A 21208-nucleotide genomic window follows, 5' to 3' on the forward strand; every position below is an offset into this window, starting at 1 on the left:
ATCAATGCTTATGATGTTTCATTTTCAGTGGATTTTGACTTTCTGGACAGCCCAAAAAAATATTCTTGTTCTAAAAGGGAATGAGCCTGCTTAAAGTTAGACTGGATCATCAAACGAAAGCAAACTTGCCAACGCCGCAAGAAAAATCTCCAATGATAAAAATGAAATCTGGAATAAAAAGAAACGTTTAGTTATTTCATTCATGAAAAATCTATATGTTCTCACAACCGTAAAATCTATCTTGATGGCGGTTGAAATAACGGAATGCATGCGCGGTACATTCCGTTTCTTTTCTTCATTTTATGTTGAATTTAACTTAAAATCAGACACAGATGCTTCCGAAGGTCTGAGAAACTTGAGTAGAAGCTACTTCAAACAAGTCCACTTCTTAGAGAAAGTCCTCCCCCCATAATCATCTGAACAAAAAACTGCAGCTTAGCAATTAAACATTCACATTAAGTTTCAAAATTACATCAAATATAGTGCTTGTTCGTTATTTCGCTGCTTCTAACAATAGATCCACAATATGAACAGCTTTTACATCCTTTAATCCTTCTCTTTCAATTCCTAGCTTCATTTGCATGAAACATCCTGGATTAGCTGTTACTATTGTAGTGGCTTTGGTTTTTTTCATTTTTTCCATTTTCTGATCTAAAATTTCCATGGATGTTTTCGGTTCGACAATGTTATAAATGCCTGCAGAGCCACAGCAGTTATCGGCATTTTCCATTTCTGTGAATGTTACTCCTTTAATTGAACGAAGCAATTCTCTAGGAGCTTTTGACGTTTTCATGACGTTTCTCAGGTGACAGGAATCTTGATATGTGACGACTTGTTCAGGAAGTGAAAGGCGAAATTGTTTGTGAAAATCAAGCTCATATAAAATGGACGTAATGTCTTTTATTTTTGCAACAAATTTTTCAGCGCGCTCTGACCATTGCGGATCATCTTTTAATAAGTGATCATATTCAATCAAGAAAGCGCCGCAGCCACCTGCGTTTGTTATAATATAATCTACTTCGTTTTTTCCAAACGCTTCAATATTTTGTTTTGCTAATTCTTTCGCTAGTTCTTTTTCTCCGCTATGACCGTGCAAAGCTCCACAGCATGCTTGTGTTTTAGGAATAACAATTTCACACCCGGCTTTTTGCAATAATTGAATGGTTGCATGATTTGTTTCGAGAAACAACGTGTCCATTAAACATCCGGAAAAGAAAGCAACAGTTGCTTTTTTCTCTCCTTTTGGCGGGAAATATTCAGATCGCTGTTTCAGTGTCTTTCTCTCAGGAACATCAGGCAATATTTTTTCCATTTCCCGGAGATGATCTGGAAACAGTTTCATAAATCCTATTTTACGTGCCGCTTTTTGAAGTCCAGATTTTTGATAAAATCCAACTAAGCTAGTTATGTTGATTAAATTACTTTTTTTAGGAAATAGTTGTTTAAAAACCACATTTCGAACTGCCCGCACAGGTAAAGAATGCTTTTTATTTTGGTTAATTATGTCTCTTGCTTCTTCTAATAAATGTCCATAATTCACACCTGATGGACAAACCGGCTCACACGCACGACATCCTAAACACAAGTTTAAAGACTTTTCAAATTCATCATCCGGTTGAAGGACCCCATCATAAACTGCCTTCATTAAGGCAATTCTTCCTCTTGGTGATTGGCTTTCTTTATATCCAGACACAATGTAAGTTGGGCAAGATGGCAAACAAAAACCGCATCTCATACAATTTAACAGCTCATCTTCGTCCATGCGTTCCTTGAAATCTCTTTGGATATTTTGCTTTTCTGATTCTGTCATCATTTTGAGATCACCACTCGTTTTCGTGTATCCTTTGCAAATAATTTCCCAGGATTCATAATATTGTTTGGATCCAATGCAGCTTTGATCGACTTCATCACATCGATGCCAGATTTCCCCAGCTTCCATTCTAAATAAGGCGCTTTCATGGCTCCTACTCCATGTTCTCCAGTAATTGTTCCTCCCAGTTCAATGGCCTTTGCAAATATTTCAGCAAAAGCTTTTTCCACCCGTTCCATCTCATCTTTCTTCCGAATATCTGTCGTGCAGGTAGGATGAAGGTTTCCGTCTCCCGCATGACCAAACGTGCATATTTTTACGTTATGTTTTGCGGCTATTTCATTAATGGCTTTGACCATTTTGGCAATTTCTGATCTTGGAACAGTCGCATCTTCTAAAATGGTAGTTGGTGCTAGTCTGGCTAAGGCGGACAAAGCGGTGCGTCTCGCTGTTCGTAAAGCTTCAGCTTCTTCTTCTGACTGGGCAATTTGTACAGATACGGCGTTTTCACTCCTGCATATTTCTTCCATGACCTTCATATCTTTACTCACATTTTCAGGCGTTCCATCTTGTTCAATCAGTAATACGGCTTGAACGTCTGTTGGCAGTCCGATTTGTGAATAGTCCTCCACTACTTTTAGCGTCGGCTGATCTAAAAACTCTAAAGTTGCCGGAATTACTTTATTGGCAATAATTTTCGATACGGAACGCGCAGCAGCTTCTAAATCTTGAAATAAAGCAAGCATTGTCTTTTTTGATTCAGGCAGTGGGATCAGCTTTAATGTCGCTTCTGTAATCACTCCTAACGTTCCTTCAGAACCTATAAATAAGCGCGTTAAATCATACCCTGCCACATCTTTCGCTAGCTTTCCTCCTGTTCGAACAATTTCCCCATTAGGAAGAACCGCCTCTAGCCCCAGCACATAATCACGAGTTACTCCATATTTCAGTCCTCTTAATCCTCCAGAATTTTCGTTAATATTTCCCCCAATTGTAGATATTTTCATTGAGCTTGGGTCTGGTGGATAAAACAAACCTTTTTGTTCCACCGCATGGATTAAATCAAGTGTGATAACTCCCGGTTGACATGTGACGGTTAAGTTTTCCTCATCGATCTCTAAAATTTTGTTCATATGTTTAAATAGAAGAACGATTCCTCCTTCAACAGGACAAGTGCCGGCGCATAAGTTCGTACCAGAGCCCCGCGGAACAATCGGTATTTTATTTTCATTACATAATTGCAATATTTTAGATACTTCCTCTGTATTTCTAGGCGAAACGACCGCATCCGGAATCGATTGAAAATTTGGAGTCGCATCATACGAATATACTAACCTTTCAACTTCCGAATCTTCAAAATTTTCTTCTCCTACAATATTTATGAATTCCCTCTTTATATCAGGAGCAATCATTCAAACCCCTCACTTTTATTCTTTTCGTTTTATTATAAAGAATGAGAGTCATATTATCTATGTATGATGATATAATTAACATACCAAAAATGCCTTTTTTATTGTCTTTTTAACCAAAAGGGTGGTGATACGAGTTGCAATTATCCCCAAAGCTGGCTGCTAAAATTATTTCAGAGGTTCAGGACGTAGTCAAAGAGGATATTATATTAGTTGATATTAATGGGATCATCATATCCTCCACTGATGAGAGTCGGATCGGCTCTTTTCATGAAGGAGCTACGATTGTTATTAAGTCCAAACAAAAGCTTTACATTGATCAAATCAAAGCACAAGTGCTGAAAGGAGTCAAAGTAGGAATCAATATGCCCATTATGTTTCATAAGAAGGTAATTGGAGTGATCGGAATAACTGGCGAACCGAAACAAGTGGAGCCTTATGCGGACTTAATTAGAAGAATGACAGAGCTCATTATACAAGAAGCATATTATACTGAAAGAAACGAATGGGAAATAAGAGGAATAGAATCGTATCTTTATGAATGGATCAATGCTTCATCTGTGGATAAAGATTTTTTAGAGCGCGGGTTTATGTTAGGCATTCCTGTGTATGACACTCATGTTTGCACACTCATGGAATTGGAGATACACACATTAAATAATTACGATATTCATCGAATTCAAAAAGAAATCATAGAATTGTTTTATTCTATCTTCGGGAAAGAAAAACATTTTATTGTTCGATGGGGGCAAGAGCGCTTTTTAGTATTAAAAAAGATGGATGCTTCTTATAAACAAAATTATTTTTACAGTCAGTTAAACGATTTAAAAAAAAGATTCGAAAACAGATACAAAAGCACTTTAGCTATTGGCATAGGAAAAACAGCTTGCAAACACATGATCAATAAATCTTTTAAAGAAGCACAAAAAGCATTAAAGGTAGCGCGAAAAAATAAAGGCATTGTATTTTATGAGGATCTTATATTAGAAATCATCTTGGATGATATCCCAACAGAGATGCAAAAGGATTTTTTGAAGCAAACCATTCATATGATGGAAAAAGATCAAATTCTAATCGAAACGTTACAACACTATATGAACAATAATCAATCGATCAAAAGAACGGCAGAGGAAATGAATATCCATATTAATACACTGCACTACCGTTTAAATAAAATCGAAGAGCTGACAGGAATTAACCCTAAAACAACAGAAGGAATTGTCATATTTTATATATCGTTACTGTTATTAAATTCTTTAAACCGTTAAGTCCGTATAATTTGATCGAAACGGGAGTGAATGAAAAAAGACAATCGGCAAATGTTGTTCGGGGAGACGACCGGCAGGAAAACTTTGGGATTGCTGCCATACAGCAAGCATTAATTCCATAGTGTCTTTCAATGGGCAATTTCCTTTTAGACAAGTAATTAAGAACTGCTCTAAATGTGGAGAACGTCTGGACACATGTTTGACATTCCAATGATTTTCTCTAACTGTCTCATTTGAACGTCACTCAAAATCATCCTCATTGGATTTCCTCCGCTTACATCTTGGATTCGATGACAAACGTATTTTTCCTGATGAAACAAAAAATCCCGAATATCGAACTTTTTTCAAGTATCCGATATTCGGGTTGCATTTTCAAATACATCAGCCCTTTTATGTTTTAAACAGCAGACTTTTCTCTTACATTCAACAATTTAAAGAATTCTCTCATGAATCCCGGTAAATCCGGCCAAGCGTGGCCCGATACAATGTTCCCATCCACATGAAGCATTTTTTCCACATAAGTAGCGCCTGTGCTTCCACTTCTGGTCTACAAGCAGTGTAAGCTGTCATCTCTCTTCCTTTGATATATTCTCTTACAGTTGTTAAGACTAATTGTCCATGACAGATCACCCCAAGAGGTTTATTTTCTTTTAAAAAGTGAGCAGCAATTTCCTGAACCTTTGGATTCATACGAATATATTCAGGCGCACGCCCTCCTGGGATAATTAATCCATCATAGTCGGCAGGATTAATCTCATCTACTGATGCATGAGATTCGATTTTATATGCCCATTTTTCTGTAAAAGTCTCCATTTCAGGAAGGAAATCATGGACAACCGTCTGGAGCTTCTTTTTAACAGGTGAGGCAATTGTACAATTAATATTTTCTTCAATACAACGATAATAAGGATAAAAAGTTGCAGAGAAAGAAGAAAATTTTTCAATTGATTTTGAACTAGAAGCAGCTTTTGATGAAAAAGGTGAACAGTTTGGAATAACTGCTGAGGCAATTGCATTTTATCAAGTGTATGATAAGGTACGAAAAGGATTTAAGATTGAAAGAATTGTAAAAAGTAACAATAGAGTCCAGTATCGTTTATATAAACCTGAATTGATCGGCGTTTCTCCTCCGAGAAATGGAAGGAAATCAAAAATATATTGGGAAGATGATTTAAAGGCAAAAGCAAGACAGGGCAATCCACCAAAAGTGTCTTCATATGTTCGTCCTGGAGCAAGTGCAGTAAGTGCATTAAAAAGTAAAGCAGGTTGGATAGGTATAGGGATTTCAACTGTAGAAAATGTAGTTGAAAATGTAAATAATGGTGAAGATGCAACAAGAATTATTGGGGATGCAGCGGTTGATGTTGGTATCGGTGCAGGAACATTGGTATTAGGTGGAGTTGTTGCAGGAGTTGCTGGGACTTTAGGGGCTCCAGTTATTGTTGGTGCAGGTGTAGCTGCTGCAGTATCCGTAGGAATTTCTGTATTACTTGAAAGTGTCAAAATTAATGGAAAGAGTATCACCGACCATGTTAAAGATGCCGTTAATTCTATAGCTAATAGTGCAAAAAATGCTGTTAGTACGGTTGCTGGTTGGTTTGGATTTTAAAAAAATTATTGAGCCTGATACAGCAATATAACCACGGAATCAATTTTGTAATACTAATATTAAAGGTGGATGACAATGAAAATCGATACAGAAATAAAAAAAGAACATTTACCAACATATGTTCAAGAACATTTAATGTTTTTTGATTCGCTCCAAAAAAACGGCTTAGTTGCAGGAATCACCTTTGCAGGGCTGGATGTGTTGATCGCAGTTCCTTTGTTTTACCCAACTAATAACTTATTTCATTTTGTATTATTGCCTTTTTTAATTTTCATTAATATTTGGGCGATAAGACTACTATTTAAGAATAGCTACTCCATTCAATATGAACTGATTCTTTTCATTGGTTCGATTGGTTCGATTGGTTCCTATACTTATTATTTACTTGCGCTTAAAATGGCGTATCACTACGTAAATATCACAGAACCCATTTATTACTTCATTTCCTTTGCTATATTTATTATTTCCGTCGTTTCATTGATTATTTATCAAATAAAAAAATATTCAAATATAAAACCAGTCAACAATAAAGAAAGGGCATTGGAGGAACTTATTAAAGCAAGAAAAGAAAAGTATTATTCAGTTGCAGCTATTTTTCCTGCTTTAGGTTATTTTGTTGCACATAATTGGATTATTAAATCTGATGATTTAGCACTTGGGATTCTTGTTTTAATCTTTTATTTAATGTCCTTCTTTTATGCATACATTGGCGCTAAGTTTTTCCACCGATATTTTTTCATGAAAGCAAACCCTAGTTTCGTTCATTTATTAAAACCTTCTAAAAGCGAAATTAAAGAAATGCGAAAAAAAGGGAAAGAAATTATTATTAAGTAATTAAATCTGTAAAACATAAATAATTTAAAAAAGTAGCTTTATAAAAAAGTGGTGATTCTTATGTCATTATCTTATGTAAATTAGCAAATTCAATATTATAACCATTTAATATCTTTGACTAACGTAAGCATTGGGAATAAAGAGGAAAAAATACAACGATTAAAGAATGTAAAGTCAGAATTACTAGATATCAAAGGTGAGTTCTCTAACTATGAACGTCGAACAAAAGAACCAGAATTCACATCAACCACTTGGCACGGAAAATTAGCTACTGAATTCCATTCATTTCGTCTGGGAGATTTAGTTTCAAATTATCGATACCTTTATCAAAATCAATTAAGTGACATTGTATCGAAAATAGAAACAAAAATTAATGATTTAAATCAACAAATTCAAAATTTAAAAGAAGATATTAATAAATACGAAAACCGAAGAAGTGATTTATATAATCTAAGGACAAAATTAAAAAACGAGGGGGGAATGAATTAATATGAGTGAAATAAAACATGAAGAAGATTAATGAAGAGTTCTATGAATTAATTGCACAGGATAAGCTACCTAGTGATAATAATCCTTATGAAGTGGACTGGAGTAAATACGATTCATTAGCTCCTAGAGAGGAGGCTGTCAATTGAAACAGGACATTAAAGAATTGTGTAAGTCATTGAGGTTAGCTTATGTTGCGGATGTATACGAGCAAATACCGTTTGAAACTCCGGAACAATTCTTGTATGGGCTACTTAAGGAGGAAATAAGATTAAGAGAAAAAGCGAGAGCGATCCGCTTGATAAAAAAGGCGAAGTTCTTAGATAAAATCGTTACTTCTGAAACACCATATTCGCTAGAGAGTTGACTGACTGGAGTGCCTGAGCGATAAAGCTCAACTACTGTTTGTTTAAATTCTTGATTATACCGTTTTTGACTCATGATTTGGACACAACCTTTCGTTAGTTTAATATTAATGACTTAACCAAGTTGTGTCCATAAATCTATACTACATCTACTTGTACCGCCCACACGATAAAAGAGGATTTTCTAAAAGAAACAATCCTAGATGACATCCAAACCTTAATTCAACAAGTTGATAAAGAGAAATATATAAAGAAGATGGAGAGAAAATCGAAAAGTACAAAATCGGATTCTCAAAAGAAAATCAATAAGATTAACAAACAGATGGATGTTTTAAAAAATCGAAAAAGGAAATTCATCAACCTGTTAGCTGACGGAATCATTACCAATGAAGAATATCAAGAGAGTATTGAAGCAACGAACAAGGATTTAACTGAATTAATGGAACAGAAAAATGAACTTCTTTCATTGATGGAAAGCGAGGATGTAATCGAAACAATTGAAAAGCTCAAAAAGGAATTACTTCAATTCCTAAATTTCGATGAATTAACCGAGGATATTCTCCATCGACTGATTAATCGAATCGAGGTAAAAGAGGACGGTACACCAATAATTCATTACCGGTTTACCACACCAAAAATTGAATAGAGGCAAGAGAGAAACCTTATCTTGCCTCATTTTTTTCATTTTAAAACTATCTGCGAAACGCACTCAACGTGTGTTGACTATACAGTAAGAACAATTATTCAGAAGTGGATAGTGTTTGCTGTTTTCTTAATACCCGTGTTCAAGATGTTATTTCTTTAGAACTATATCCTGAAACAAGCAATTCTGGTGCTACTGCCGCATCATTCCGATTCGCTGTGGTCAACACAGGAGATAAAATGATTCCCTCGGCAGTGGTGAAGAGATGGAGCTTATATCCTTTAAACCAGTGGTATCGGGTGGCCGCTCCTCATTTTGCTTGCGAATCGTAAAAACTACTTCGAAGTTCCGTGCTGTCGGATCCACACAATTTGGGGATACCGTACTTCTAAATCTTTGAGCAGCTGTGCGCGAAAAACAGGAAATCCCTGTTCTCAACCACTTCGCCGCGCGGAAAAACGAGGAGGGACTTCCCGAAGCCCGCAAGCTCGCTGAAAATAGCGAAAACGCCGGAGGATGGGCCTAACATAAAAGAAGTACACTTCATATCCAACACCTAATAATTTACATATAACCAAATAAAAACCTTAGTTCCCTATATGTGTAGTGGAACTAAGGTTTTCAGGCTTTCTTCTATAATCTATCATGTACCTTAATTATTTAAATTTAACGCACGATATAAGAACACTGCAAATTCAGCTCGTGTCGTTTTAGAACGTGGATCAAACATTCCACCTTTTCTACCAGTTGTTACCCCATTTTGATAAAGGATTTTTATATTTTCTTGATGAGCAGGCGAAGCGGATTTTAAATCAGATAATTTTACTTGAACATGGTTTTGAGCTTTTAAAGAAAACGCACGAACTAAAATAGTCGCCATTTGTTCACGGGTTAATACATCATTAACACCAAATGTTCCATCTGCTTTTCCCTTAAAAATGCCTTTTGCTTTTGTTGCAGCAATTTCTTTAGCATATGGATGATTTTCATTCACATCTTTAAAAGCGTTTAAATCAGTTGGAATCTCAAGATTTAATGCACTCTGCAACATAACAGCTGCCTCAGCGCGTGTAATCGCTTTGTTTGGATAGTAGTTTCCTTTATCATCTAGAGAAATGACATTTTGACTGATTAAATGTTGAATTTCATTATAAGCAAATTGACCCTCTTTCATATCGGCAGGAGTTTGTCCTGTTTTTGGTTTATTCACTTTTTTATTTTCTAAAATGTCAAAAATAATTTTCGCATGATCAGTGTTGTCAATTTTACCAGCAAAACGTTCAATTTGCGGTCCGTATCCATAAACCGCTACATCTTCTCCAGTATGACCGCCTGTTGTCCAACCAGTAACAGAACGGGTATTAAAAATTGCTTCAATCGCATCATCAATTGTTCTAAGGTCTTTCGTTTGCGCAGCGTCTTCTACGGATTTAATTTCTTCTTCCGTTAAATCAAGAGCAATATATTTCTTTAATGTTTCTCTCACATTTGCACCATTGACGATTTTTTCTGCCATAAAATCAGGTGTTCTTTTCGCTGCTTTGATTGGCTCTGGGAACCAGTTATAAATACCATTAGCTCCTAATGAGAATCCCCCTGTAGAATGGTCTGCTGTTAATACGACTAAGGTTTCACCGTCTTTTTTCGCAAAATCAAGAGCTACTTTAAAAGCTTGTTCGAAATCTTCCATTTCAGACATTGCCGCTACAATGTCATTATCATGTCCAGCCCAGTCAATTTGGCTTCCTTCAACCATTAAGAAGAAACCATTTTCGTTTTTACTTAAACGTTCAATCGCTTCTCTTGTCATTTCTTCTAGATCCGGAGTTTCTTCAGTACGGTCAATACGTTTAGGAAGACCGCCTTCAGCGAACAATCCTAAAATACGTTCGTTATTGTCTTTTAACAATTCATCTTCATTTGTCACAAAACTGTATCCATCTTTTTTAAATTCTTCGACTAAACTCCGATCTTCACGAATGAAGTTCTTAAGTCCTCCGCCTAACATGACATCAATCTTATGTTGGCCATTGATTAATTCGTCATAGTAGTCATCCGCAATCGCATTCATGTTCTTTCGGTTCACATCATGGGCACCGTAAGCAGCCGGTGTTGCGTGCGTAATTTCTGATGTCGCTACAAGACCTGTCGACATTCCTTTTTCCTTTGCTGCTTCCAATACCGTTTTTACTTCCGTCTTATCATTATCAACCGCGATAGCCGCATTATACGTTTTAATACCGGCTGACATCGCTGTTGCTGCAGAAGCAGAGTCCGTGATATTTTGATGTTCATCTTCTGGATATGTAGATTGCATACCAATTAAGTAGTCATCAAATGTTGTATTTTCGACAACAAATGTATCAGGGTTATCTTTCATATAACGATGTGCTGTTAGGTAAGAAACCCCCATTCCGTCCCCTATCATAAAGATGATATTTTTAACTTGCTTCGGTTTTGTCTCAGCTTTGACAACATCATGATTCGTTACTAAGCTGCTGACTCCTAAACTAGAAGCTAACGTGAACGCCGTTAATCCTCTAAAAAACTTCTTCTTGTCCAAATACAAAACCTCCTTACAATGTTTTATATCAATAATAAACATACAACGATTGTATTAATAGATTATGAATTTTCTATTAATATTTGTAAAATTTCCGAAAATACAATAACAATTAAACTTGACCAACTGTACAAAAACTGTTCATTCTAAACGTAAAGCTTCAAAGAGATATGCCATTATTTTTACACCAATTTACATTCATTTAATTTATATTAAAAGAAAATTCATATTTCTTTATTATCATAAATTTATGCTACTTAAAAATTTCGTTTTAGGAGGAACACGAATGGTGAAATATGTTCCATTGATTTTAAGTTTTATGCTGTTATTTGGATGTTCAGCCAATCAAGATAAAAAAGAAGAAATAACCCGGGCAAAAGCTGCTAATCAAAGCGAAATAAGAGAAAACGAAGCAAATAAGACCGAGTATTCAAAGACAGAATATAGCGGTAATCCTCAAGTTACAGACGATTCGTCATTACAAAAAGCCGGTGATTCGTTTTGGGATGAAAAAGGAAAATTGATATTAGAAGACATAAAAGAGGTGAACAAAACGTATAAAATCGGTCCTATAGAGTTAACCATATTAGATGTCAAAGTACTTCATTATCTTCCAGCATATAACTTAATTGATTTTTTCCATGGATTTACACATGAAGCAGAAGACTTTGATTTTATAAGAGTGCAGATGAAGATTAAAAATACAACAAATGAAGAAGTATACTTCGCACCAATCGCTTTATTAGAAACAAGCTCAGGGGAAAAGATGACTTGGGAAAATGATTTTTATCTTGAAGAATTAAACGGCATGTATAGCGGCAGCGAAGAGAAGATAGGCAACATGGGATTTCCTTTAAATAACCATGTTCATGGGCAAGAAGACAAAGCTAAGAGTAATCATTTAGAATGGATCAAACTAATGACAAGTGAAGTGCTAAATAAAGAACATAAAGAAATTGCCGGCAAAAAAATAATAGAAATAAAATTCTAATAGTGCGACTTTAACTTTGAAAAGAAGAGTGAAGTTCATTGATCAGCCTGAAAGCTGAATGAAATAGGTGTACTTGTTTATAGAAGTTTAGCCAAGAAAACCTGTCATCTTGCCGTCAGAATGAATCAGCTTTAGACAAGAGAGGACTTTCCCTCTCAATTGTCCGACTTTCATACTCTTTTGCATAGATCATCTACAACTTGCTTTTTCTTAAAAGCCGGTGACATTGGAATATGAAATGTTCTGCCTTTTTGTATTTGAATTGCGAATAACTTCATTCGAAAAATTCGTCTTTAGTGAACTACCCTCCACTTACCACCCTTTCGGGTTGCTTGAAGTGGGGGCTTCTCGGGTAATCCCATCTATTGACAGGAAATTGACCGAGCTAACCCTCCTGTTCCGGGAGTTTGTATTTTCATGCTAATTCTAACAAGCGCAATCCTTCATTTTTGATATTGATTGCTGAATTGTGATCACGATCTAATACAAGACCGCAAGAACATTTATATATGCGTTCAGACAACGCAATTTCTTTTTCCTTGCCGCAAAATGAACATTTTTTAGTAGAAGGAAACCACTTATCAATTTTCACAAGCTGCTTCCCTTGTTCTTTTAGTTTGTATTCTAAGAATGTAATGAACATGCCCCATCCGTTATCATGAACGCTTTTTCCAAAGTTGAGGGCTTGAGACATGCCTTTCATGTTTAAATCCTCAATAATCACAGCGTCATAGTTTGCGGCTAATTCTTTTGACTTGTGATGAAGAAAGTTTTTGCGCTGATTCGCTGTTTTTTCATGCAGTTTAGCTATTTTTAAGCGTTGCTTTTCCCATCGCGCAGAACTTTTCTTTCTTCGAGAAAGAATTCGTTGTGCTTTTGCTAATTTGTCTAAAGCTTGCCGATAGTAACGTGGGTAATTGGCTTTCTCACCCTGCTCGCTATCGACATATAGACCATCCATCGCAAAATCTAAACCAACTACTTTCTGAATTTTTACTGGACGGATATCTTTCTCATATTCTGTCAAAATTGAAATATAGTATTTACCTGTTTTTGTTTTAGAAATAGTGCAAGATTTGATTTTATGGTCAGTAGGAATCTCTCTATGTTGCTTCATTTTCATCGGATTTTTGAACTTTGGTAATTTGATATGACCATCTTCAATCTTAATATTTCCATTGACCATATTGGTTGTATAGGATTGCTTGTGTTTTTTACTTTTGAATTTAGGAAACTCTGCACGACCTTCAAAAAAGTTCTTATAAGCATTTTGTAAATGGATTTGTGCGTTGGCTAAAGCTAAAGAATCCACTTCTTTTAGGAATGGAAATTCATCTTTATACTTTGCTGGTGTCGGAAACTTTTGTTCTTTAAGTTTCTCTTTGTCGTCTTTGAACTTTTCATATATTTCTTTACGTTCTGCCAGCATCTTATTGTAGACAAAACGAACGCAACCAAACGTTTTTGCCAATAACTCTTTCTGTTCTTTATTTGGATATATGCGAAACTTGAAGGCTTTATTTTGCTTGGTCATATCAAATCACCTCACTTTAATCACGAACACTAGTTCCCTTTTCATTTATTGTACCATAAGTTTTGGCTATCGCCAACCGACATTCATCTCCCACCTACTCATTGGGCTATCGCCCTTCACATTCCTTGAGGATGGGAGACTTCTGTCGGAAAAAGTTAAATTGCTTTAATGTTTGTTGAGCAGCAGAACTCATTAACTTTAACTTATAGTTTTAGTTTTCGCTCGTTTTGCATTTATGATGGTTTCGAAAAGTGTTGTCAAACAGAATAAAGACCGAAAAATAAACTTTTGACATGGAAAAGGGGAAAGGGCTTGAGAAATAAGGATTTCCCTTCCCTTTCCCTTTTTTCTCGCAAAACTTTATTTTCATTTTCGCACAAGTTTATTCCGTTTCTACAATTTCAAGGCTAGTTTTCGCTACACACTCCACATGGCTTGAGAGGACAGAATGAATGTCATTTGAGTATGTCCGTTCTCGGGAACATATCCACGACATTTTTTGCACTATCGGTAGACGGGAACATATCAATAATATTATTTCAGCTGTTCCAAGGAATAATTTCTTACCCTAAACACATGATCACAAAGAATATCTATATCCTCGTTATTGTGGCTAGTTAAAAAAATTGTTTTTCCTTGGTTATTTAAACTTTTTAGCAAATCTCTAATATTCTCTACACTATCAACGTCTAAACCATTAAAAGGTTCATCAAGTAATAATATATCCTGATCCTCCATGATTGCTTGCGCAATAGCTAATTTTTGCTTCATTCCAAGAGAATAGTTCTTAACCTTTTGCATTATAGTATGACTAAGTCCTACCTTTTCCAAAATTTCTTTTATCTTTTCATCAGATATTTTGTTTTGTATATCGGCCAGATATCTTAAATTTTCAAAGCCAGTTTTGTCACCTAAGTATCCTGGCTTATCTATAATGATTCCAAAACCTTCCGGAAATCTTTTATTCTTCCCAAGCTCTTCACCATTTACAATAACACTTCCTTGATCTGGAAAAATAAAACCGCACATCATTTTAAAGAGCACTGATTTTCCAGAACCGTTATGGCCCACTATTCCGTATATCTTTCCCTTTTCAAAGGATACTGATAAATTCTCAAATAAAGATAATCCTTTAAATGATTTACTTACATTCCTTAATTCTATCAAACTCATCGTTACTCACCTTTCCTTTTTACACAATATAGTCTTTCTTGTTAAATAGGTATAGTAAAACTATTACTTCAGCTGCGATATAAACTGCTAATTTAATTGATATTAAAAAAACTGGATACCCTTCAAGTACATAGCCCATGCTATTTAATCCTATTGGCATTAGATTGTTTAGTCTAAAACCTGGAAGCATAAATACCGTTAGCGTCAAAAGAGTTATAAAACTTTTAAATACATCCTTCGTAGCAAATGATATTATGATAACGAAAATTACATAAAATAGAAGCTGTAAAAATCCATTAACAATAAAATGATATAGGATTTCAAATAAATTCTCTGGCACAGTAATAGAGTACCCTTTTAGCATCGCTATAGATATTGTTCCAGCAAGTAGTGTTAGGAGAAGTATCATTATTATTTTCAAGATTCCCGGAAACCAGCTTAAAAACCATTTATTAATAGAGCGGTATCTTATCATGGTATAGTAGCTCATCTCTGATAAATACCTTTGTAATCGTAGTTGAACGAAGTAAACCGCCCCTAAAAAAACCACTATATAAAATGTGAAGGAGATAAGGGTAAATATTTCATTAGTGGTTCCCATAAATGTAACTATAAAACCGTCCCAAATTGACAATTCCCCATTTGATTGTTTACTTATATGAAACAAAATTCCCATTAGGCATAGCAATCCATATCCTAATACAGGTAAATTTTTCACTAGATAATTTCTACTATTTCTGTAATCTCGATCTATATTATTAGCTATAAATATTAAGAACAGTAACACAGAAAGTACTATTACAAACGGCATAATTATACTATCAAAAGAAGCAACTCCATGAAATAAGCTTAAATAATTAGGCATTACAATTAATTTCATTGAAGCTGGAAATACTTTAAAGCTAATTGAGCCATATAAATACATTAGCCCATTTAATAGATACAATAGCGATGGTTTTTTAAATCTCGCATAAAGGATACATAGCATTAATTGAAATGTTATTGTTGTCAATAGTAACAATCCTATCTGTAACACCAACGCTACAAAAGGTGTAGGGAAATAATGGCGCAAATAATATAGAATCTCATTCCCTGATACATTAATTATCCCGACACTACTCCATTCCATCGAAAATGAAGTATTGAATGAAGTTAGTAATATTGAACCCAAAAACATTAATATAAAGAAAATGTCTATTTTAAATAACTGTTCTAACCTCGTAAAAATCCATTTTTTATACGAACCTAAGCGAATAAGCTCGATGTATTCAAATGTTCTATTTATATACACTGTTGATATAAATAAAATCAAAGGAAAAAAATAAAATAATAATAAATACACATCACTAAATGACATAAATATATAATCCCAAAAGTTAGCAGTTACATTATGAAGCTCTTCGAAGAATGGCATTGATTGCCTATTGCTTAAAGCATATAGGACTATTGGGATAGCAGCTATTAAGTATTTCCACGAAATAATTCTGTTTTTTACCTTTATCATACTACTCATTCCAAACCTTCCTAGTTTTCTTTATATAAACAATCAAAGTTGCAATAATTAAGATTAAAACTATAAAAGGAATAAATATTGTCCACATTGGCTGTGCAGTAATGGAAAAAGGAAAAACTGTGAAAACAGGAGAAAATCTTTCTATCCATAGAACTGCTGTTACAAAGTTCATAATAAACCACCACAGAAAAGGGATGGATAATGCAACAAATTTGTTTTTAAGGCATATTGTAAGCAAGTAAGCTATAGTCATATATATTGCTCCATTAATGCCCACCCATAATGAATATACTATGCCATAAAGTAAAACCGAATTTTGGGCAACAACCTCAAATGTTCCTATAGAAACAGGATTAAAAAATTCTGTCTCATAATATATATAACCAATCATCGGATCTATATATTGGATGAATAAAAATGGAACAAAAATCATTAGAAACGCTACTAAAAAAGTTAGAAAAGCATTAACAATCCCCTTTGCCAATACATATTTAGATATTATGGTTCTGGGCCTTACATACTGAAGGTAATTATCTTTTTTCTCATTAGCATAAGAACCAGCATAAAGCGGTACTAAAAGTAATGGAAATAATAGTGGTATTGGGGATTTAGTTAATAATTGGGCGTGTACATCTATAGCCCTGTGAAATACATATGAACCATTTATAATTGGTAAAATGACAATAAGCGGCAAAAATATGAGAGCTAAACTAAAGATAATAAATCTCTTATTTAATGCTTTTTTGAATTCAATAGAAATTAAATGTTTCAAAATTCTCACCTTCCTCTTTAATATTCTGTTTGTTATTCTTGCTTTTTACAAATATAAGTATAGAAGACGAATCTTAATTTAGAATTTTATCTTCCTTAATTCTTCCTTAATTTTTAATAATCAAGAGTAAAGAATAAAATAAAAAAGGTAGCTATTCGATTTATGCTACCCTTTCCAATGAATTACAACTCTATTTTTATAGATGTCCCTTTGCCTAATTCGCTTTCAACAAATATATTTCCTCCATGGGCTTCTACTACTTCCTTTGCTATAGACATCCCAAGACCAGATCCTTTATGGCTTTCTGTATTGGTTCCTCTATAGTATCTATTAAATAACTTCCTTAAATCCTCTTCATTAATGCCCTTTCCATTATCTTTAATTTCAATATTTATCCTATCTTGGTTTCTAATATCTACAACAACTTCTGTGCCTTCCTTATTATGAATTAAAGCATTAAATATAAGGTTTGATATGCATCTACGCATGAGATTTTCATCAAAGTCAAATTCTATTTTCTCATTTTGGGGATTAAAATATATTAATCTGTTTTCGTAATCTGGATGGTTTAATATTTCAATTATTATTCTCCTTATTAATTCAGTGAGATTTCCTTTCCGTTTGTTAATTTCTAGAGCGTTATTTTTTAATTTTTCGTGCAACCTTAGTTCCTCTATTAATTCTTCCATATAATTTGCTTTATTTAAAATGGTATTGGAATATTGAATAATTTCTTTATCGGAAATTTCATAATCCTTATTTGCCAAAATCTCAGCATACCCTTTTATAGAAGAAAGGGGGGTCTTTAAATCATGAGAAATGTTAGCAATCCATTCCTCCCGCATCTTTTCATTTTTGGCTCTTTCTCTCCTATTTATTCTTAAGTTTTCTGTAAGCTTATTTAAACTTCTAAATACTTTACCATAAACTCCTTTTTCTTCATAGTCGATTATATATTTATCTTGGGATAAAAAATCCACCCCCTGGATGATATAAAGCAAAGGTGTAGTAAGCTTATTTCCAAATATAAAACCCATAATCAAAAATACTGCGATAGAGATAGAAAAAGCTATAAAAATAGATTTTATAATAAGTGCAGATGTACTGGATTCGTATTCGAATATGTGCTTACTGATAGTTGTGCTAGGAAAGCCGATAACATAATCAAAATTACTATCACTACCACTAGATGAAACAAATAAAGTATATCCATCTATTGTATCTGGGTACATATGGTAATGGACAATGTCTGCTGGCGAATAGTGGTTAGGAGCATCTACTGGCTTACCTAATTCATATAATTCATTTCCATTTTCATTCAGTACTTGTATCCAAGCTTTATTCTTCTTTAGAAGTTCTTGACCTTCCCTACTAATTGAAATACCGTCTTCATCTTCTTCAATATATAATTTAAAACTTAATGCGAGGTTTGGAGGATAATTTGTGGTAATAACATCCTTTGTAAAGAAAAAATAATAAATTCCTCCAATAGTTATCAATATTATTAATAATATTGATAAAATTGCCACTCCTAAAAAACTTAGGGTTATTTTTCCTCTCAAACTAATCACCTTTTATAAATTTGTATCCTAGACCCTTAAAAGTAGTAATATATTCAGGCCTTGAAGGATCATCTTCAATTTTCTCTCTAAGATGCCTAATATGAACCATTAGGGTATTATCATACCCTTCATATTCGCTACCCCATATGTTCTCGATTAATGAGTTTTTGCTTAATATCATGTTCGGGTTTTTAACCAAGTACAGTAGTAGCTGATATTCTTTGGCAGTTAGATTTAAGACATCTCCTGACTTTTTAACCTCTGCCTTGTTTTCATTTATTTCAATATCCTTAAATTTAATAATTTCTTTATAGTCATCTCTTTTTCTTTCATTTACTTTAAACTGCATATGCTCAAGTCTTCTAAAGTGGGCCTTTATTCTAAATGCAATTTCCTTTGGACTGAAGGGTTTTGTAACATAGTCATCTCCGCCTATCCCAAGGCCTAAGAGTTTATCAACATCATCAGATTTTGCAGATAGAAATATTATAGGACACATACTAAATTCTCTAATTCTCTTACAAACTTCATATCCATCAATGTCTGGAAGCATAATATCAAGCACAATAATATCAGGATTAATTTTCTCGCATAATTCTATCCCTTTGTTGCCATTTTCTGCTTCATAAATTTCTTTAAACCCCTCTTTTATAAGGACAGTTTCCAATAAGTTCAGGATATCTTTTTCGTCATCGATTAATAGGATTTTCTTATTATTTAAATTCGAAGAATTAATATTTATCATAAAATCATTTCCTCCTTGGCCTAACTTTTAATCTTTTTATATCTTTGTTGGTTGGATGAGGTCTTTTCAATAGCCTTTAGATTGCCATTCATCTTATTTACGTGGTTAAGAAATAACGTTCCAAGCAAAAGTCGATCTTTTCTTGATATTCTGTTCCACACGTAACCTTTAAATAAGTCCTTAACCAGAAAGACTTCACCTTCGTTCAAATTTTCAGTTTCTCTGATAGCTTCTTCTAGTAACTGGTTAACATCTATCATGTTGTCATCTCCTTATTCATTTCGAACAGATATAGTTTGGACATTTGTTATTTATTACATCTATCCTATCTCCACACCCTACAAAATTATCCATCCTATCTCCTCAACCCTTTGCCCATTTCCACAGTCGATATGTTTCCTTAATAAATAAAAAAGGGTTTTCGAGACTAAGAATAATTACTTTGAATAGACCTTATTTCTCCACCCTAGACATCAAGGCAACACACTCCATGTGTGTCGTCTGCGGGAACATGTCCACCGGTGTAATCTCCATCGTTTTGTAGCCGCCGTCTTCCAAAATTCGTAAGTCCCGCGCGAGGGTGGAAGGGTTGCAGGATACATAGACTACCCGTTTTGGTTTGTATTCGATAATCGTGTTGAGCAATGCCTGGTCGCAGCCTTTGCGCGGCGGGTCGACAACGAGGACATCTGCTCTTTTTCCTTCGCTATACCAACGAGGGATTACTTCTTCTGCTGGCCCTGCTTCAAAATACGTATTGGTAAATCCGTTCAGTTCCGCATTCCGTTTTGCGTCCTCAATGGCTTCCTCTACAATTTCAACCCCCATCACTTGTTTTGCTTTTTTTGCTAAAAACAAGGATATTGTTCCGATGCCGCAATAGGCGTCAATCACTGTTTCTTCTCCCGTTAACCCTGCATATTTCAAAGCTTGGTTGTATAATACTTCCGTTTGAATCGGGTTTACTTGGTAGAAGGAGCGGGCAGAGATTTCAAATCGGATATCGCCAATTGTGTCTTCTATTGTCTCTTTCCCCCAAAGCGTCATCGTTTCTTTTCCTAAAATGACATTCGTTTTTTCACTGTTCACGTTTTGTACGATGGATGTAACATGCGGAATGAGCTTTCGAATCACTTCCACCGCCGCATCCTTCTGAGGAAATTTGCGTTTTTTTGTAACGAGCACCACCATCACTTCGCCAGTGGCTCTTCCTGTCCGCACAATCACATGGCGGAGCATTCCTTGATGAGTCGTTTCATTGTAAGGCTCGATCCCGATCTTTTCCAACTCTTTTTTCAAATTGGCCATGATGATATCCGCTTCACTCATTTGAATGAGGCAGCGCTCCATATCAACGATTTGATGGGTTCTCGCTTTATAGAAACCTGCAATTGGACCTGTTTCACTCATAGCAAAAGGAATTTGCGATTTGTTGCGGTAATTCCATGGATGTTCCATTCCTTTGATTGGTCGTACTGGTGCATCAATTTTTCCAATGCGTTTCATGACATTGCGAACCATGTTTTCTTTCCATTGCAACTGGGCTTCATAAGATAAATGTTGCAATTGGCATCCACCGCATTTTTCGAAATAACTACAAGGCGCTTCTACACGGTCAGGAGAAGGTTCTTTTATCTCAACTAATTTCGCAAAGCCGTAGCTTTTTAACGTTTTTAATACATGCACTTCCGCGGTTTCTTGAGGCAACGCTCCATGGATAAATAATGGATAACCATCCACTTTTCCCACGCCCAGGCCATCATGGGTTAAATCTTCTATATAAACCGTTACTCGATCATTTTTCTTTACGGGTGCTGTCATACATTCCGTCCTCCATTTCGTTTTTCTTTGTCGCACGGAGTTTTTATTAAAATCAAACAAATATTATTCTACCTCAAAATAGGAAATGGATATATTTAAATTTCACCTTT

19 protein-coding genes and 4 pseudogenes are annotated in these 21208 nt (G+C 34.8%); 7 read left to right on the plus strand and 16 right to left on the minus strand.

Going from position 1 to position 21208, the window contains the following annotated elements:
* Positions 1–493 precede the first annotated feature (493 nt).
* Together UtA1_RS00690 and glcD are read right to left on the minus strand one after the other, a co-directional pair.
* Complete coding sequence (locus tag UtA1_RS00690; RefSeq protein ID WP_096552345.1) at positions 494–1810, minus strand: (Fe-S)-binding protein; 1317 nt, start codon at positions 1808–1810, stop codon at positions 494–496.
* On the minus strand, positions 1810–3222 hold the full coding sequence (gene glcD, locus UtA1_RS00695; RefSeq protein WP_063386437.1) for a glycolate oxidase subunit GlcD: 1413 nt from the start codon (positions 3220–3222) through the stop codon (positions 1810–1812). The genes UtA1_RS00690 and glcD overlap by 1 nt, the downstream gene beginning before the upstream one ends.
* 134 nt (positions 3223–3356) lie before the next feature.
* On the opposite strand from glcD, the gene UtA1_RS00700 reads away from it, so the two are divergent.
* Positions 3357–4487 (plus strand): CdaR family transcriptional regulator, encoded by a 1131-nt coding sequence (locus UtA1_RS00700; RefSeq protein WP_096549721.1) that lies wholly within the window; start codon positions 3357–3359, stop codon positions 4485–4487.
* On the opposite strand, the gene UtA1_RS16905 is transcribed toward UtA1_RS00700, so the two are convergent.
* Both UtA1_RS16905 and UtA1_RS00705 read right to left on the minus strand, forming a co-directional pair.
* Positions 4476–4619 carry a hypothetical protein gene (locus tag UtA1_RS16905; protein WP_172597795.1) on the minus strand — a complete coding sequence of 48 codons (144 nt, stop codon included), beginning with the start codon at positions 4617–4619 and terminating at the stop codon, positions 4476–4478. The two genes, UtA1_RS00700 and UtA1_RS16905, sit on opposite strands and share 12 nt — an antisense overlap.
* 265 nt (positions 4620–4884) lie before the next feature.
* Positions 4885–5432 (minus strand): annotated as a pseudogene (locus UtA1_RS00705) (DJ-1/PfpI family protein).
* Positions 5433–5511: 79 nt separating this feature from the next.
* Here UtA1_RS00705 and UtA1_RS00710 point away from each other — a divergent pair.
* The 4 genes from UtA1_RS00710 (at position 5512) to UtA1_RS00725 (ending at position 7783) form a co-directional block, all read left to right on the plus strand.
* Entirely contained in the window at positions 5512–6096 is a 585-nt protein-coding gene (locus tag UtA1_RS00710; RefSeq protein ID WP_096549722.1) for a hypothetical protein, read from the plus strand.
* 75 nt (positions 6097–6171) lie between these two features.
* Positions 6172–6930, plus strand: coding sequence for a hypothetical protein (locus UtA1_RS00715; protein ID WP_096549723.1), 759 nt, complete (start codon positions 6172–6174; stop codon positions 6928–6930).
* A gap of 114 nt (positions 6931–7044) precedes the next feature.
* A complete protein-coding gene (locus UtA1_RS00720) occupies positions 7045–7419 on the plus strand; it encodes a YwqH-like family protein (protein WP_172597796.1) in 375 nt (124 codons plus the stop codon).
* A 142-nt stretch (positions 7420–7561) separates the two neighbouring features.
* Complete coding sequence (locus UtA1_RS00725) at positions 7562–7783, plus strand: hypothetical protein (RefSeq protein WP_197722735.1); 222 nt, start codon at positions 7562–7564, stop codon at positions 7781–7783.
* Here UtA1_RS00725 and UtA1_RS17965 read toward each other — a convergent pair.
* A pseudogene (locus tag UtA1_RS17965) lies at positions 7744–7857 on the minus strand (IS3-like element ISBce13 family transposase); the annotation flags it as partial. The gene UtA1_RS00725 and the pseudogene UtA1_RS17965 overlap by 40 nt on opposite strands.
* A gap of 180 nt (positions 7858–8037) precedes the next feature.
* Here UtA1_RS17965 and UtA1_RS00730 point away from each other — a divergent pair.
* Positions 8038–8427 carry a hypothetical protein gene (locus UtA1_RS00730; RefSeq protein ID WP_096549725.1) on the plus strand — a complete coding sequence of 130 codons (390 nt, stop codon included), beginning with the start codon at positions 8038–8040 and terminating at the stop codon, positions 8425–8427.
* A 169-nt stretch (positions 8428–8596) separates the two neighbouring features.
* Here UtA1_RS00730 and UtA1_RS00735 read toward each other — a convergent pair.
* The 3 genes and pseudogenes from UtA1_RS00735 to UtA1_RS00740 all read right to left on the minus strand — a co-directional run.
* Positions 8597–8942: pseudogene (locus tag UtA1_RS00735) on the minus strand (transposase); the annotation flags it as partial.
* 134 nt (positions 8943–9076) lie between these two features.
* The gene (locus UtA1_RS17560) at positions 9077–9598 is read right to left on the minus strand and encodes an S-layer homology domain-containing protein (RefSeq protein WP_331855313.1); all 522 of its coding nucleotides are present in this window, start codon (positions 9596–9598) and stop codon (positions 9077–9079) included.
* A 27-nt stretch (positions 9599–9625) separates the two neighbouring features.
* Positions 9626–11029, minus strand: a pseudogene (locus tag UtA1_RS00740) (alkaline phosphatase); the annotation flags it as partial.
* Between the two features lie 244 nt (positions 11030–11273).
* Here UtA1_RS00740 and UtA1_RS00745 point away from each other — a divergent pair.
* A complete protein-coding gene (locus tag UtA1_RS00745; RefSeq protein WP_096549727.1) occupies positions 11274–11978 on the plus strand; it encodes a hypothetical protein in 705 nt (234 codons plus the stop codon).
* 415 nt (positions 11979–12393) lie between these two features.
* Here UtA1_RS00745 and UtA1_RS00750 read toward each other — a convergent pair whose 3' ends face one another.
* The 8 genes from UtA1_RS00750 to rlmD all read right to left on the minus strand — a co-directional run bounded on the left by UtA1_RS00750 (position 12394) and on the right by rlmD (position 21098).
* The gene (locus UtA1_RS00750) at positions 12394–13512 is read right to left on the minus strand and encodes an RNA-guided endonuclease TnpB family protein (RefSeq protein ID WP_096549728.1); all 1119 of its coding nucleotides are present in this window, start codon (positions 13510–13512) and stop codon (positions 12394–12396) included.
* A 534-nt stretch (positions 13513–14046) separates the two neighbouring features.
* Positions 14047–14685 carry an ABC transporter ATP-binding protein gene (locus UtA1_RS00755; protein WP_096549729.1) on the minus strand — a complete coding sequence of 213 codons (639 nt, stop codon included), beginning with the start codon at positions 14683–14685 and terminating at the stop codon, positions 14047–14049.
* Between the two features lie 19 nt (positions 14686–14704).
* Positions 14705–16198, minus strand: a complete 1494-nt coding sequence (locus UtA1_RS00760) for a hypothetical protein (protein ID WP_096549730.1) — start codon at positions 16196–16198, stop codon at positions 14705–14707.
* The gene (locus UtA1_RS00765; protein ID WP_096549731.1) at positions 16191–16970 is read right to left on the minus strand and encodes an ABC transporter permease; all 780 of its coding nucleotides are present in this window, start codon (positions 16968–16970) and stop codon (positions 16191–16193) included. Before UtA1_RS00765 ends, UtA1_RS00760 begins: the two co-directional genes overlap by 8 nt.
* Before the next feature lie 182 nt (positions 16971–17152).
* Entirely contained in the window at positions 17153–18532 is a 1380-nt protein-coding gene (locus tag UtA1_RS00770; RefSeq protein WP_096549732.1) for a sensor histidine kinase, read from the minus strand.
* A 1-nt stretch (position 18533) separates the two neighbouring features.
* Positions 18534–19277 (minus strand): response regulator transcription factor, encoded by a 744-nt coding sequence (locus tag UtA1_RS00775; protein ID WP_096549733.1) that lies wholly within the window; start codon positions 19275–19277, stop codon positions 18534–18536.
* 20 nt (positions 19278–19297) lie between these two features.
* On the minus strand, positions 19298–19537 hold the full coding sequence (locus UtA1_RS00780) for a single-stranded DNA-binding protein (protein ID WP_096549734.1): 240 nt from the start codon (positions 19535–19537) through the stop codon (positions 19298–19300).
* Between the two features lie 193 nt (positions 19538–19730).
* Positions 19731–21098 (minus strand): 23S rRNA (uracil(1939)-C(5))-methyltransferase RlmD, encoded by a 1368-nt coding sequence (rlmD, locus tag UtA1_RS00785; protein ID WP_096549735.1) that lies wholly within the window; start codon positions 21096–21098, stop codon positions 19731–19733.
* Between the last annotated feature and the right edge of the window lie 110 nt (positions 21099–21208).

The sequence above is a fragment of the Ureibacillus thermosphaericus genome, assembly GCF_002370195.2.
Lineage (GTDB): Bacteria > Bacillota > Bacilli > Bacillales_A > Planococcaceae > Ureibacillus > Ureibacillus thermosphaericus.